A 13,817-nucleotide genomic window follows, 5' to 3' on the forward strand; every position below is an offset into this window, starting at 1 on the left:
TTATCCGCCCGCGACGGGGGCAAAGATGGTTTGCAGGTGCGCTTCGCTGGCGGCCATACCGATGTTGTCGTTCAAGCCTTGGCGCAGGTAGACCGCCATGGCCGGATAAAGATTGATAGCCATGTCGGTTTCACGATCACCGCCGGGCACGTAGGCGCCCACACTGATCAGGTCGCGACTCTGCTGGTAACGTGACCAGTATTGCTTGAATTGCTGGGCGCGCTTCATGTGCTCGGCGCTGATGACCGACGGCATGACCCGGCTGATCGATGCTTCGATATCGATGGCGGGGTAATGCCCTTCTTCGGCCAGGCGCCGGGACAGCACGATGTGGCCGTCGAGTACGCCTCGGGCCGAGTCGGCGATCGGGTCTTGCTGATCGTCACCCTCGGACAGCACGGTATAAAAAGCGGTGATGGAACCGCCGCCCTTCTCCGCGTTACCGGCCCGTTCCACCAGTTTCGGCAACTTGGCAAACACCGAAGGCGGATAACCCTTGGTGGCCGGCGGCTCGCCGATGGCCAGGGCGATTTCCCGCTGGGCCTGGGCGAAACGGGTCAGCGAATCCATCAGCAACAGGACGTTCTTGCCCTTGTCGCGAAAATACTCGGCGATGCGCGTGCAATACATCGCGGCCCGCAGGCGCATCAACGGCGCATCGTCCGCCGGCGACGCCACCACCACGGAACGCTTGAGCCCTTCTTCGCCGAGAATGTGCTCGATGAATTCCTTCACCTCGCGGCCCCGCTCGCCGATCAGCCCCACCACGATGATGTCGGCTTCGGTAAAGCGGGTCATCATGCCCAGCAACACACTCTTGCCCACACCGGTACCGGCGAACAGGCCCAGGCGCTGACCGCGACCGACCGTCAACAACCCGTTGATACAACGGATGCCCACGTCCAGCGGCACGCTGATCGGGTCACGCTTGAGCGGGTTGATTGTCGGGCCGTCCATCGGCACCCAATCCTCGGCCTTCATGCCGCCCTTGCCGTCCAGGGCCCGCCCGGCCCCGTCCAGCACTCGGCCGAGCATGCTCATGCCCATGGGCAGCCGACCGGTATCGGCCAGCGGAACCACGCGGGCACCAGGGGCTATTCCGGCGACACTGCCCACCGGCATCAGAAATACTTTGCTGCCGGAGAAGCCCATCACTTCGGCTTCGACCTGCACCGGGTGATAACTGTCATCGTTGATCACCATGCAACGGCTGCCCATGGCGGCGCGCAGGCCTTCCGCTTCGAGGGTCAGGCCGACCATACGCAACAGGCGCCCTTCCAGGATTGGCTGGCCGGCCAGTTCAGTGGCCTCGGCGTAGCTGCCCAGGCGCTTGCCGAAGCTGGTTCGGTCAAGGCGCATTACGGCCGTCCACTTCCAGAGCAGTCAGTTCGGCCGGGTCCGGATCGACGATGACGGCGGTCTCGGGTTCGTCCGGCAACTCCAGGCTCAAATCGGCCGGAGCCGGATGCAGGGCCTGCTCGTGCAATTGGTCGAACAGCTTGGCCATGACCTGGCTGATGCGTGTTTCGATTGTCGCATCAATGCGGCTGTGCTCGGTTTCCACCCGGCAACCGCCGGGCAGCAAGGTCTCATCCTCGACGATGCGCCAGCTTTCCTCGTGACGCTCGCGCAAGGCCTTGACCAGCTCGAAGTCCTGCGGATTAATGTATAGCCGCACATTTCCGACGCCCAAGGGCAGAAGCTTGAGGGCCTCGCGCATGACATGCTCGATCTGGCTCGAATCGATGGCCAGCTCGCGCTGGATCACTTGTCGGGTGATGTGCTGCACCAGCCCGACCAGGGACTTCTCGATCTGGGTGTCCTGCTCGGCGATGGGCTCGAACAGGTTCAGCATCAGCGATTCCAGCGCCCGCAGCTTGGCCGTCAGCGCCACGTCGGCTTCCTGGCGGACCTTGATCGTGGTGCTGTGGAAGCCTTCCTTTTCGCCGATGGCGAAGCCTTCGTTGTAGGCCTCCTGGCGAATGCTCTCGACTTCTTCGAGGGTCAGCGGCTGGACTTCCTCCAGCGGCACCTCTTCCATTTCCGGCAACTCTTCCACCGGTTCTGGCTCAGGCTCGGGCACATGGGGATCGAAGCTGGGCAGCGACCAGACGTCGAAACCACCGACGTCGCGGGCGCGGATCAGGTCGCTGGGTGAATCATCGCTCTTGGCAGACATAACGACCTTAGATCATCTCTTCGCCGCCCTTGCCACCGAGCACGATTTCTCCGGCTTCGGCCATACGGCGGGCGATGGTGAGGATTTCCTTCTGTGCGGTTTCCACATCGCTGACGCGCACCGGGCCCTTGGCCTCGAGGTCGTCGCGCAACAGTTCGGCCGCCCGTTTGGACATGTTCTTGAAGATCTTCTCCTTGACGCCTTCGTCCGAGCCCTTGAGGGCCAGCACCAGCACATCGGAGGACACTTCGCGCAACAGTGCCTGGATACCGCGGTCGTCGACATCGGCCAGGTTGTTGAACACGAACATGAGGTCTTCGATCTGACCGGACAGGTCTTCGTCGACTTCGCGGATCGAGTCCATCAGTTGACCTTCGATCGAACTGTCGAGGAAGTTCATGATGTCCGCCGCGCGCTTGATACCGCCCAGGGTGGTGCGCGAAGCATTGGAGTTGCCCGAGAACTGCTTCTCGAGAATCTGGTTCAATTCTTTCAGGGCCGCCGGCTGCACGGTGTTCAACGACGAAACCCGCAGGATGATGTCGAGGCGCACTTTGTGGTCGAAGTTGCCGAGCACCTCACCGGCCTGGTCCGGATCGAGGTATGCAACGACGATCGCCTGGATCTGCGGGTGCTCGTAACGGATCACGTCGGCGACCGCGCGCGGCTCCATCCACTTCAGGCTGTCCAGGCCGCTGGTGTTGCCACCCAGCAGGATCCGGTCGATCAGGCCGTTGGCCTTGTCCTCGCCCAGGGCCTGGGTGAGCATCTTGCGCACGTAGTCGTCGGAACCGACGCCCAGGCTGGTCTGATCGCCGACGATGTCGACGAACTCGCTCATCACCTGCTCGACCTGCTCGCGGTGCACATTGCCCATCTGCGCCATGGCCACGCCGACGCGCTGGACCTCTTTCGGTCCCATGTGGCGCAGCACCTGGGCGGCGTCCGTCGAACCCAGGGACAGCAGCAGGATCGCGGCTTTGTCGACCCGGGACAATTTGGCAACAGCGGCTCGATTATCACTCATCTGCGTTAATCCACTCTTTCACGACCTGGGCCACACGACCCGGATCCTCTGCCACCAGACTCTTGATGGCGTTCAACTGAGCGTCATAGCCTTCGCTCGGGCTTGGCAGCAGAATGCTCTGCGGCCCGCCGAGGCTGACGCGATCGTTGGCCAATTCGCCATCCAGGCCGCCCATGCCTCCCAGCTCTACATCGCCCAAGCCTGCCAGCTGCTTGTTCTTGCCGCCACCGGTGATGTTGTTGAGCACCGGACGCAGCACACCAAATACCAGTATCAGGATGAACAACACACCCAATACCTGCTTGACCACATCCCAGAACCAGGGTTGCGAATAAAACGGGATGTCGGCGATTTCTTCACCGCGCTCCAGGGAGAACGGTACGTTGATCACGCTGACGCTGTCGCCACGGCTGGCGTCGAAACCGACGGCGTCCTGCACCAGGCGAGTGAAGCGCGCCAATTCGTCGGCGGTCCATGGCGCACGGCTGGTTTCGCCGTTGGCCGGGTTGACCTTGACCTGATCGTCCACAACCACTGCGACCGACAGGCGATTCAAACGGCCCTGCTGCTGCTTGGTGTGGCTGATGGAACGGTCGAGCTCGAAGTTCTTGGTCGATTGCTGACGCTTGTCGGCCGGGTACGGCGCGAGCATCGGCTGGCCGGTGGCCGGGTCCATGATCTGCTGGCCATTGGCGTCGATCAGCGGCTGGCCTGGCTGCACCATGCCTGCGGCGGCGGTAGCGCCACCGGTGGTTTGCGGCGCGCTGGCCGGCGCTGGTGGCTGGTTGCTCAGGGCACCCGGTACACCTTGCGGGCCATTGCTGGCGGTACGTTGTTCGTTCACCGACTGCTCGCTGCGCAACGCCGGTTGATCCGGGTTGAACTGCTCGGAAGTCGATTCGACGGCGCTGAAGTCCACGTCCGCCGAGACTTCGGCCTTGTAGCGGCCGTTGCCGAGGATCGGTTGCAGGATGTTGTGCACCCGCTGGGTAAACATGCCTTCCATGCGGCGGCTGTAATCGTATTGCTTGCCGGCCATGGTCAGTTCGGAGTTTTCCGCCTGGTCGGACAACAGGTTGCCCTTCTGGTCGACCACGGTGATCTGCGACTTGCTCAACTCGGGAACGCTGGTTGCCACCAGGTTGATAATGGCAACGACCTGGCCTGGCTCAAGCGAGCGGCCGGAATACAGTTCGACCAGTACCGAGGCACTCGGCTTGCGCTCATCGCGCACGAAGACCGAGCTTTTCGGAATCGCCAGGTGCACGCGGGCACCCTTGACGTTGTTGAGGCTGGAAATGGTCCGCGCCAATTCGCCTTCCAGGCCGCGACGATAACGAGTCGCTTCCATGAACTGGCTGGTGCCCAGGCCCTGGTCCTTGTCGAGGATCTCGAATCCGATGTTGCCATCGGTCGGTGTCACGCCAGCGGCGGCGAGCTTGAGGCGTGCGCGCGCGACGTCGTCGGCCTTGACCAGCAAGGCGCCGGAATTGGGTTCGACGGTATAAGGGATGTCGGCGGAAGCCAGGGTTTCCATGACTTGTTTGGCATCCATGCCCTCCAGGCTGCCGTACAGCGGACGGTAGTCCGGCTGCTGGGACCAGAGAACCACGGCAAAACCAATCGCCACGCTGGCAGCCAGGCCGACCAACAGGCCAACCTGACGCAGCATGGTCATCTCGGAGAGGTTTTCCAGGAAAGACAGACCGAACAACGGCGGTTTGCCGTCTACCGGAGTTGCCTTGGCTGGAACGTTATCAACGGCTGCTTCTGCCATGACTCAATAGTTTCCTTAGACCGGCATCTGCATGATGTCTTGATAGGCTTGAACCAGCTTGTTGCGTACCTGGGTCAACGCCTGAAACGAGACACTGGCTTTCTGCGAAGAGATCATTACGTCCGTCAGGTCGACGCCACTTTTGCCAATCTCGAAAGCACTGGCCAACTGGTTCGAAGCCTGCTGGGTATCGTTCACTTTATTGACGGCCTGACCGAGCATGTCGGAAAAGCTGCTGCCGGCCACTTGGGGCACCGCGACCGATTTAGGCTGGGCCATGGCGTCCATCTGCATGGAGCGCATGTCCAGCATCAACCGATTAAATTCAATACCTTGGCTCATGATCTATTCTCTCTGGCGGCCCGCATTTTTTTGACACTTACTCAGCGGGTACATAGGTATTAGCAACAAGGGTGCCAGCTCCGTGGCCGTCGGAAACAAATGCGCGCGCGGATCCTTCCAGGCTCCTGTGGGAGCGAGCCTGCTCGCGATAGCGGTGTGTCAGCCGGCGCCCGCGTCGCGAGGACCATTGTCTTCGCGAGCAGGCTCCCTCCCACAGGGTTTGTTTAATGGTTTAACTGGCGAAGAGATAAGCCTCTACATCCATCCCGGCATCACGCATCTGCGCCAGCTTGTAGCGCAGGGTCCGCGGGCTGATACCGAGGCGTTCAGCCGCCTCCTTGCGTCGGCCGCGTTCGGCGCGCAAGGTGTCGATGATCATCTGGAATTCGCGACGGCGCAGGTCATCTTCCAGGGCGCCCGCGGTTTCCCCCATCACTTCCCCGGGAGGAATCTGCGCCGGGGCGGACTGCAACACCGGCAAAGGCGCGCAGGCCACCGGGCCGGCCAGGCAGAAATCTTCCGGCTGGATCAAGCCGCCCTGCTGCAGGATCAGCGCCCGCTGGATGGCGTTGTCCAGTTCCCGGACATTGCCCGGCCAGGGATAGGCGATCAGACAGGCCTGCGCCTCGGCGGACAACCGCGCCGCCGCGTGCTTCATTTTATTGACGTGTTTGGCCAGCAGGCGCTCGGCCAGCGGCAGGATATCGGCGGTGCGCTCACGAAGTGGACGCCAGGCCAGCGGAAAAACCGACAGTCGGTAATAAAGGTCTTCACGAAAGCGCCCCGCCGCTACTTCCCCGGCCAGGTCACGGTTGGTCGTCGCCACCACGCGAATGTCCAGACTGATGGGCTTGCGCGCGCCGACCCGCTCCACTTCCCGCTCCTGCAATACGCGCAGCAGCTTGGCTTGCAGGCCCAGCGGCATCTCGGAAATTTCATCCAGCAGAATGGTGCCGCCATCAGCCTGCTCGAACTTGCCAGGCTGGGCCGCGATAGCGCCGGTAAACGAACCTTTCTCGTGGCCGAACAGCGTCGCCTCGAGCATGTTGTCAGGAATCGCCGCGCAGTTGATGGCAATGAACGGTTCGCTGGCGCGCCGGGATTGCTGATGGATATAGCGGGCCAGGACTTCCTTGCCCGTGCCGGACTCGCCGGAAATCAGCACGGTTGAGTCGCTGCGAGCTACCCGCGCGGCCAACTCCAGCAACTGTGCACTGGCCGGCTCGATGGCCACCGGCCCCTCGCCCTCGACAGCGGGGCTGCCCAAGGCATGGCGAGCCACCAGGTCCAACAGCGCCTTGGGCTCGAACGGCTTGACCAGATAATCCGCCGCCCCTTGGCGCATGGCATCCACCGCCCGCTCGACGGCGCCGTGGGCGGTCATCAACAGGACTGGCAGTTGCGGCTGGCGTGCGCGCAGCAGGCCGAGCAATTGATGGCCGTCCATGCCCGGCATATTGACGTCGCTGACCACCAGGCTGAATGGCTCACGGGCCACTGCGAGCAATGCCTCTTCCGCCGAACCGACAGCGGCATAATCATGCCCGGCCAACAGCAACGTATCGGCGAGTGCTTCGCGTAGCGCGCGATCATCTTCAACCAGTAGAACCTTGGTCGCCATTTGCTCACTCCACCCCTTGCGCGCTGGAGAACAGCGGCAAGCACACCGTCGCGCACGTACCGCGCCCCAGCCGCGAGCGCAGCCGCAATTCGCCCTGATGGGCACGCGCCACCGCCTTGACCACGGTCAGGCCCAGGCCGGTTCCAGTGGTCTTGGTGGTAAAAAATGGCTCGCCCAGACGTGCCAGCACGGACGGCTCGATACCGCTGCCGCTGTCGCTGACACACAGGCGCAAGGTGTTGTCGCGGGTATACAGGTGCACTTTCAGACGGACATCAACGTCACTGGCCTGAATCGCGTTTTCAATAAGATTTAATACCGCGCCCACCAGCGTGTCACGGTTGCACAGCACCTCGCCCGCATGGCTGTCGCACTGCCAGCGGATCGACACGCCCTGCACATGGGTCAATGCTGCGGCCTGCAAAGACTGCAGCAGCACCTTGGGCGCGACGCGGTCGGTCAGCGGCAACTCGCCACGGGCGAACACCAGCATGTCGCGCACCTGGTGTTCCAGCTCATGCAAGCGCTCCTTCAAGCGGCCGGCAAAGCGTTGCTGGGTTTCCATCGGCAGTTGCTGCTCGGTCAGATGACTGGCGTACAGCAACGCGGCAGACAGCGGCGTACGGATCTGATGAGCCAGCGACGCGACCATCCGCCCAAGGGAAGACAGACGCTCGTGGCGGGCCAATTGGTCCTGCAAGTGACGGGTTTCGGTCAGGTCGTTGAGCAGCACCAACTGTCCGGGCTCGGCATCCAGCGAACGGGTCGAAATGGACAACCGTCGACCATCCTTCAGGGAAACTTCGTGGCCGTCGTCTTCGCGGGGCGCGAAGCAGCGAGCGATGACGTGCCGCCAGAGCTGGCCTTCCAGAGGCAGGCCAAGCAGCTCGCACGCCGCCGGGTTGGCTTCGCGCACAAAGCCGTGGGCATCGATGACAATGACGCCGCCGGGCAGGAGGTCGAGCAGGTTCTGCAGCCGGTTGGCCAGGCGTTCTTTTTCCGCCAACTCCTGCATGCGTTGGGCACTGACCACCGCCAACTCACCCTTGAGCTCGGTAACCCGCGCTTCCAGCAGGCTGTAGGAGTCGGTCAACTGGCTGGACATCTGGCTGAACAGCGAAAACGCCTGCTCAAGTCCAAGCCGGCCAGCCTGTTCGGCGGACGGCATATGTCCCGGCTCGGGGACAGAAGACATCAGGGCGGCTTGGGTCATCGTGCTCTCTCGCTTGGCTGACCGTCAGTTAAACGGAACGTTGAGAGAGCTGTAGCAATACCCGTGCCGAAAAAAAACCGCCTGAAAATCAGGCGGTTGCAAAACAGGCGTCAATCATCCGCCTGTTCATCTCCTTCACGACGGCTCATGCCGTACTTGCGCATCTTTTCCACCAGGGTGGTTCGACGAATGCGCAAGCGCTCTGCCGCGCGGGCGACGATGCCGTTGGCGTCGTCCAGAGCCTGCTGGATAAGCCCTTGCTCCAGGCCGCCCAGGTAATCCTTGAGGTCCAGGCCTTCCGGCGGCAGCAAGGCATTGGTGGTGAAATCCGGCGTATGGCCGTTGATCGCCACCCGCTCCTCCAGGTCGCTGCGCAGACTGTCGACCATCTGCTCGTCTTCGTCATCGACGTAGCGGAATTTCTTCGGCAGCTCATTCACGCCGATCACACCGTAGGGGTGCATGATCGCCATGCGTTCCACCAGGTTGGCCAGCTCGCGGACGTTGCCCGGCCAGCCGTGGCGGCACAGGGACATGATTGCCGCCGAGTTGAAGCGGATCGAACCACGCTTCTCATGCTCCATGCGCGAGATCAGCTCGTTCATCAACAGCGGGATGTCTTCGACCCGCTCGCGCAGCGGCGCCATTTCGATCGGGAATACATTGAGACGGTAATAAAGGTCTTCGCGGAAGCTGCCGACCTCGATCATGGTCTCGAGATTCTTGTGAGTCGCGGCGATGATCCGCACATCGACGCTCTGGGTCTTGTTGCTGCCCACGCGCTCGAAAGTGCGCTCCTGCAAGACGCGCAGCAGCTTGACCTGCATCGGCAGCGGCATGTCGCCGATTTCATCGAGGAACAGCGTGCCGCCGTTGGCCAGTTCGAAACGCCCGGCGCGGCTGGTGATCGCGCCGGTGAACGCGCCCTTCTCATGACCGAACAATTCACTTTCGAGCAGCTCGGCGGGAATCGCCCCGCAGTTGACCGGCACGAATGGCGCTTCGCGGCGCTTGGAATGGTAATGCAGGTTGCGCGCGACCACTTCCTTGCCGGTACCGGATTCGCCCAGGATCAGCACGCTGGCATCGGTGTCGGCCACCTGCTGCATCATCTGGCGCACGTGCTGGATGGCACGGCTGGTGCCGACGAGGCTGCGGAAAAGGTTGGGTTCGCGATGCCGGCCGCGCTCACGCGCCTGGTCGTACATTTCACGATAAACCTGGGCGCGGTGCAACGAATCGAGCAATTTGCTGTAGCTCGGCGGCATTTCCAGGGTGGAAAGCACCCGGCGGCGCTGGTCTTCCGGCAGGTCGAGAGAAGAATTTTCGCCCATCAGCAAAACTGGAAGGAACTCATCCCAGGTCGAGAGTGTCTTTAGCAAGCCCAAAAGCGACGCAGGAGCATTTACCGTCCCGATAAGGACGCAAATGACTTCACGACTGGACGACAGAGAGCCGACAGCCTGCTGCCAATCATGGCTACCGCAGGGTAAATTTTCTTCGCCAAGAAAATTCAGGATCACCGCCAGGTCGCGGCGGCGGACGCTATCGTCATCGATCAGGAGAATTTTGGTTTCACGCCACATGCAATAGCAACTTCCCTAGTCAACTCAGTGCCCGGAATTTGGGGGCAAGCTAGACGCTTGCAGACTTGTCATGCCTGTAGACGCCTGAAATCTGTAAACAGCCACTAGTTAAGTCAAAAAATCGTGCACAGTCAAATTTATGGCGCACTTTGTTCGGATTAACTGAAAATTAAATCAGCCAAACAAGTGATAAACCTTCGCCGCGTTCTGTGCCTGATGAATCTGCGACATTTCGCTCACGATTGCCTGACGCTCGCCCGTTGCCGCTTCCAGCAATTGGCGATAAACCCCCAGCAGTTCTTCCAGATTATTACGCAACGCCGCCTCGTCCACCTCGGACTCGCTCAAGACGTCCTCCATGCAGGAACGGCATGCCAGGTCCAGTTGACCAATGGCTTCCCAATTACGCTCAGCCAAGGCACCAACCAGGGCATCACGGGTTTGTTCGATTCGCTGCAGGACAAGACTCATGAGAGCACTCCTTAGAATTGCGGACCAGGCGTGGCAATGGCATCCCAGCCTTCCTTGACCGTGCGAAGCAACTCGGCGACTTCGTCGAGGATCTTCGGATCAGTCTTTACGTTGGCTTCGGCCAGGCGTTTCATCATGTAGGTGTAGAGTGCGTCCAGCTCGGCGACTGACTCAGCCTGGTTTTCCAGATCGAGGCCTTCACGCAGACCGCCGACGATGCCGATGGCCTTGCCGATCAACACGCCCTTGCTGGCGATGTCCTTGCGCTCCATCGCACCCTTGGCCTGGGCGATACGGTCCAGGCCACCTTCCATGAGCATTTGCACAAGACGATGGGGACCTGCTTCGGAGGTTTGCGCCTGAGCACCAATTTTTTGGTATTGGCGAAGGGCTAACATCGGATTCATGTTCTACCTCATCAAAAAACATCAGTTCGTATAAACAGCGTATCGACGCCGCGTCAAAAAACTTTAGATCGAAAAAAGCCGAAAGCCCGGGAGCGCCTTGCGACGCTTCCGGGCTTTTTCGTATCAGCTGGAATCAGCTGTTTCGCTGCTGCGCGTTCATCGCTTCGAACATGGAAGTGATGTTGTTGGCGGTGGCTTTGAGCTTGCCAACCAGGGTATCCATGTCGTTGTACTTCTTGGTCAACACCGCGGTCAGGGTCGCGACCCGACGATCCAGGGCTTCCTGATCGTTCTTCAGTCGCGTCTGGGTCCTGGTCAACGCCGTGGTCCGCTGATCAAGGACGCCGCCAGGCTGACTGAACGGCAGGATCGCTTTTTCCATGCGCTCCAGCAAGCCATCAGGTCCGGTGAACATCGTCTCGACCTCACCACTGAGCTTTTTGTCAGTCATTGCTGCAGTGAATTTGGTCCCATCGAAGTTCAACGCACCGGTCTTCTGATCGGTTGTAACACCCAACTGGGCCAGCACCGTAAGCTTGTCGCCAGCGCCTGTTTCAGACAAAGGACCACGCATCGCCGCCAGGAGCGAGCGAGGCAATGCGTCACCGGTCAACTTGGCCGGCACCGTCGGGTTACCATCACTATCGAGCGACGGCTTGGTCAGCGCGGTAATGCTGTTGGCCACCGCGTTATAGGCATCGACGAATTTCTGGATCGAGGCTTTCAGGCCGTCATTGTTCGGCGCCACGGTAACAGTAGAAATTGCCTCCGTCCCTCCAGTCCCTCCCGCTACCAGGTTCAAGGTCAAGCCGGAGATCGCCTGGTCGACCTTGTTGCTTTTGCTAGTCAGTTCCATGCCATCGACGGAAAACTTGGCATCGACCGCCACGGCACCGATGGCCCCCGCCGAAGTGGCCGTCATCGGGCTTCCAGGGGTACCCACGACATTGGTCCCATCGATCTCCAACCCGGCAATGCCGCTGACCGAAATGTCGGAGCCGGCGCCGGTGGTACTGGACCCCAGCACCAGGCGAGAACCGAAGGAGTCGGTCACGATGTTGGCACTGATACCCGCAGCCTTGAGCGAAGAGTCAGCGTTGATCGAATCACGAACCGATTGCAGGGTCGAGCCGTCCGGCACCGCGAGGGTACGATCGACGCCGTTCTGCTTGATGGTCATGGTGCCAGTGGGAATAGCGCTGGTGGTACCGCCGGCAAAGGCTGCACTCGCGACCTTGGACGAAGTGGCGATATTTCCTACTTTGATCGTGTAAGTGCCGGATACCGCCGAGTTGGTGGCGGTGGCAGTTACGAAGTTCGTAGCAGAAGAAGTTGCGGCAAAACCGGAAAACGCCGGATTGGTCCTGCTCGACAGCTCCGTCATCGCAGTCTTGAAGGCGGCCAGCAAGGACTTCAGGCTTCCAATCCCGGAGATGTTATTGCTCGTGGTCGTCGTCGCACGGGTGATCTGGCCTTGCTTGGCCGCTTTGTCAGAATCCACCAGCGCCTTGACGATTGCACCGGTATCAAGGCCTGAGCCTAGACCCAGTCCCGGAAGAATTGGACTTGCCATGGTGATACTCCCTTCAGTGTGTCGCCGGCCTTTTGGCCAATACAACGCCCAAAAGAATAGAGCAACAAAATTCGTGCCAGCTGTCAGGCTTCAGCGCTGAACAACAAGCTGTTTGCATCATTTAAACTGTGGGCCAGTTTCAGAACTTCTTCGTTCGGGATCTGACGAATAACTTCACCGGAACCACTGGCAATCACCTTGACGATTACCTTGCCAGAAGGCTCGTCGATTGAGAACTCCAGGTTACGCTTGACCGACTGGACGAACTTCTCGATTTCCTGCACGGCTTTCTTCAGCTTGTCCTGCTCGGCGGCAGCGTCTTTCGGAGTTTCCTTGACCGGTGTCAAGGTAGCCACGTCAGCCTGAGGCTTCTCCACTGGCTTGTCGACCACTGAAGGCGCCGGCTTCGCCGCTGGATAAGACAAGTTCAGCTTCACGCTCATATCCATGTCCATCACCTCTTGAACGGAAAAAGCGAGAGAGCACGCAAGCGCACTCCCCCGCTAAAACTCATCCGGCTATTACTGAAGCAGCTTCAGTACAGCGGATGGCAGTTGGTTGGCCTGAGCCAGAACCGAGGTAGACGCTTGCTGCAGAGTCTGCTGCTTGGTCAGTTGTGCAGTTTCAGCAGCGAAGTCGGTATCTTGTACGCGACCCAGTGCAGCACTGGCGTTTTCGTTGATGTTCTGCAGGTTGGAGATGGTGCTGGCGAAACGGTTTTGTGCAGCACCGAGGTCGGCACGAGCACTGTTGATGGTGTCGATGGCGCTGGTGATTGCGTCCATTGCGGCCGAGAAGTTAGTCTCGGCAGTAGCGCTGTCGGAACCAACGATGGTGATCGCCGAGTCAACACCCAGGCTTGCAGCGTCGAAGCTGGCGCTCAAGGTCAGGGAGATCTGGTTGTCAGCACCGGTGTTCGAACCGACCTGGAAGGTCATGGTGCTGGCGGTACCGTCGAGCAGGTTCTTGCCGTTCAGGTTGGTGCTGTTGGCGATACGGGTCAGTTCGTCGCTCATCTGCGAGAACTCTTTGTTCAGAGCAACACGGTCATCTGCGCTGTTGCTGTCGTTACGGGACTGGATGGCCAGTTCACGCATACGTTGCAGAATGTTGGTTTGCTCTTGCATCGCGCCTTCAGCGGTCTGCGCCATGGAGATACCGTCGTTGGCGTTCTTGATCGCCATGGTCTGACCGCGGATTTGCGAGGTCATACGGGTAGCGATCTGCAGGCCGGCGGCGTCGTCTTTGGCGCTGTTGATTTTCAGGCCGGAAGACAGGCGAGTCATCGAAGTGGAGAGAGCGTCGGAAGCACGGTTGAGGTTCTTCTGAACGTTCAGCGAAGTGGTGTTGGTGTTTACTGTTAAAGCCATGACGAATTCCTCGTTGGTTGGGTACTGCGGCTTCCGGCCCTTGGCAACCGCCGGGGTGTGGCCTAGAGAACCTTCGTAATAGTTATCGTCGGATTAGGAACTTGCTTGAGGGCTTTTTTCAAAAAATTTGCTAGCAGTCTGCCACCCCCGTAAAAACAAGGACTTACCGGCCAATAAAGGCCCGAAAAATGGCGTCAAGAAAACCTGCAACGAACGCCAGGCAAAAAAAAGCGCCCCAGACCAAGCCTGGA

13 protein-coding genes are annotated in these 13,817 nt (G+C 60.3%); all 13 read right to left on the reverse strand.

The genetic code is table 11. From position 1 onward, the window contains the following. Window positions 1–1,359, reverse strand: coding sequence for a flagellar protein export ATPase FliI (gene fliI, locus J3P97_RS19235; protein ID WP_434572630.1), 1,359 nt, complete (start codon window positions 1,357–1,359; stop codon window positions 1–3). After that, window positions 1,349–2,179 carry a flagellar assembly protein FliH gene (gene fliH, locus J3P97_RS19240; protein ID WP_434672527.1) on the reverse strand — a complete coding sequence of 277 codons (831 nt, stop codon included), beginning with the start codon at window positions 2,177–2,179 and terminating at the stop codon, window positions 1,349–1,351. The genes fliI and fliH overlap by 11 nt, the downstream gene beginning before the upstream one ends. Window positions 2,180–2,186: 7 nt before the next feature. Then, window positions 2,187–3,206 carry a flagellar motor switch protein FliG gene (fliG, locus tag J3P97_RS19245; protein ID WP_007958288.1) on the reverse strand — a complete coding sequence of 340 codons (1,020 nt, stop codon included), beginning with the start codon at window positions 3,204–3,206 and terminating at the stop codon, window positions 2,187–2,189. Beyond that, window positions 3,199–4,983 (reverse strand): flagellar basal-body MS-ring/collar protein FliF, encoded by a 1,785-nt coding sequence (fliF, locus tag J3P97_RS19250; protein ID WP_434629230.1) that lies wholly within the window; start codon window positions 4,981–4,983, stop codon window positions 3,199–3,201. Before fliF ends, fliG begins: the two co-directional genes overlap by 8 nt. A gap of 15 nt (window positions 4,984–4,998) precedes the next feature. Then, window positions 4,999–5,325 (reverse strand): flagellar hook-basal body complex protein FliE, encoded by a 327-nt coding sequence (gene fliE, locus J3P97_RS19255; protein WP_305499603.1) that lies wholly within the window; start codon window positions 5,323–5,325, stop codon window positions 4,999–5,001. Window positions 5,326–5,557: 232 nt separating this feature from the next. Then, window positions 5,558–6,946, reverse strand: coding sequence for a sigma-54-dependent response regulator transcription factor FleR (gene fleR, locus J3P97_RS19260; RefSeq protein WP_305499601.1), 1,389 nt, complete (start codon window positions 6,944–6,946; stop codon window positions 5,558–5,560). A gap of 4 nt (window positions 6,947–6,950) precedes the next feature. Beyond that, window positions 6,951–8,159, reverse strand: a complete 1,209-nt coding sequence (locus J3P97_RS19265; protein ID WP_434572625.1) for a sensor histidine kinase — start codon at window positions 8,157–8,159, stop codon at window positions 6,951–6,953. Between the two features lie 110 nt (window positions 8,160–8,269). After that, window positions 8,270–9,745 (reverse strand): sigma-54 dependent transcriptional regulator, encoded by a 1,476-nt coding sequence (locus J3P97_RS19270; protein ID WP_305499600.1) that lies wholly within the window; start codon window positions 9,743–9,745, stop codon window positions 8,270–8,272. Window positions 9,746–9,919: 174 nt separating this feature from the next. Continuing rightward, complete coding sequence (locus tag J3P97_RS19275) at window positions 9,920–10,216, reverse strand: flagellar protein FliT (protein WP_305499599.1); 297 nt, start codon at window positions 10,214–10,216, stop codon at window positions 9,920–9,922. An 11-nt stretch (window positions 10,217–10,227) separates the two neighbouring features. Further along, entirely contained in the window at window positions 10,228–10,623 is a 396-nt protein-coding gene (fliS, locus tag J3P97_RS19280; protein ID WP_434572623.1) for a flagellar export chaperone FliS, read from the reverse strand. Between the two features lie 133 nt (window positions 10,624–10,756). Then, window positions 10,757–12,196: a flagellar filament capping protein FliD gene (fliD, locus tag J3P97_RS19285; RefSeq protein ID WP_434672528.1), complete on the reverse strand. Its 1,440-nt coding sequence runs from the start codon at window positions 12,194–12,196 to the stop codon at window positions 10,757–10,759. An 83-nt stretch (window positions 12,197–12,279) separates the two neighbouring features. After that, window positions 12,280–12,645 (reverse strand): flagellar protein FlaG, encoded by a 366-nt coding sequence (locus J3P97_RS19290; RefSeq protein ID WP_434572620.1) that lies wholly within the window; start codon window positions 12,643–12,645, stop codon window positions 12,280–12,282. A gap of 72 nt (window positions 12,646–12,717) precedes the next feature. Beyond that, a complete protein-coding gene (locus J3P97_RS19295; RefSeq protein ID WP_434572618.1) occupies window positions 12,718–13,566 on the reverse strand; it encodes a flagellin domain-containing protein in 849 nt (282 codons plus the stop codon). Window positions 13,567–13,817: the final 251 nt, after the last annotated feature.

Source organism: Pseudomonas sp. R1-15 (assembly GCF_051132085.1).
In the GTDB taxonomy this organism is placed as follows: domain Bacteria; phylum Pseudomonadota; class Gammaproteobacteria; order Pseudomonadales; family Pseudomonadaceae; genus Aquipseudomonas.

What these genes read in the sequence shown, in the direction of transcription:
- fliE (WP_305499603.1), bottom strand. Translation starts at nt 5,325, where the DNA reads ATGAGCCAAGGTATTGAATTTAATCGGTTGATGCTGGACATGCGCTCC.
- J3P97_RS19275 (WP_305499599.1), bottom strand. Translation starts at nt 10,216, where the DNA reads ATGAGTCTTGTCCTGCAGCGAATCGAACAAACCCGTGATGCCCTGGTT.
- fliI (WP_434572630.1), bottom strand. Translation starts at nt 1,359, where the DNA reads ATGCGCCTTGACCGAACCAGCTTCGGCAAGCGCCTGGGCAGCTACGCC.
- fliS (WP_434572623.1), bottom strand. Translation starts at nt 10,623, where the DNA reads ATGAATCCGATGTTAGCCCTTCGCCAATACCAAAAAATTGGTGCTCAG.
- J3P97_RS19295 (WP_434572618.1), bottom strand. Translation starts at nt 13,566, where the DNA reads ATGGCTTTAACAGTAAACACCAACACCACTTCGCTGAACGTTCAGAAG.
- fleR (WP_305499601.1), bottom strand. Translation starts at nt 6,946, where the DNA reads ATGGCGACCAAGGTTCTACTGGTTGAAGATGATCGCGCGCTACGCGAA.
- fliD (WP_434672528.1), bottom strand. Translation starts at nt 12,196, where the DNA reads ATGGCAAGTCCAATTCTTCCGGGACTGGGTCTAGGCTCAGGCCTTGAT.
- fliG (WP_007958288.1), bottom strand. Translation starts at nt 3,206, where the DNA reads ATGAGTGATAATCGAGCCGCTGTTGCCAAATTGTCCCGGGTCGACAAA.
- J3P97_RS19265 (WP_434572625.1), bottom strand. Translation starts at nt 8,159, where the DNA reads ATGACCCAAGCCGCCCTGATGTCTTCTGTCCCCGAGCCGGGACATATG.
- fliF (WP_434629230.1), bottom strand. Translation starts at nt 4,983, where the DNA reads ATGGCAGAAGCAGCCGTTGATAACGTTCCAGCCAAGGCAACTCCGGTA.
- J3P97_RS19270 (WP_305499600.1), bottom strand. Translation starts at nt 9,745, where the DNA reads ATGTGGCGTGAAACCAAAATTCTCCTGATCGATGACGATAGCGTCCGC.
- J3P97_RS19290 (WP_434572620.1), bottom strand. Translation starts at nt 12,645, where the DNA reads ATGGATATGAGCGTGAAGCTGAACTTGTCTTATCCAGCGGCGAAGCCG.
- fliH (WP_434672527.1), bottom strand. Translation starts at nt 2,179, where the DNA reads ATGTCTGCCAAGAGCGATGATTCACCCAGCGACCTGATCCGCGCCCGC.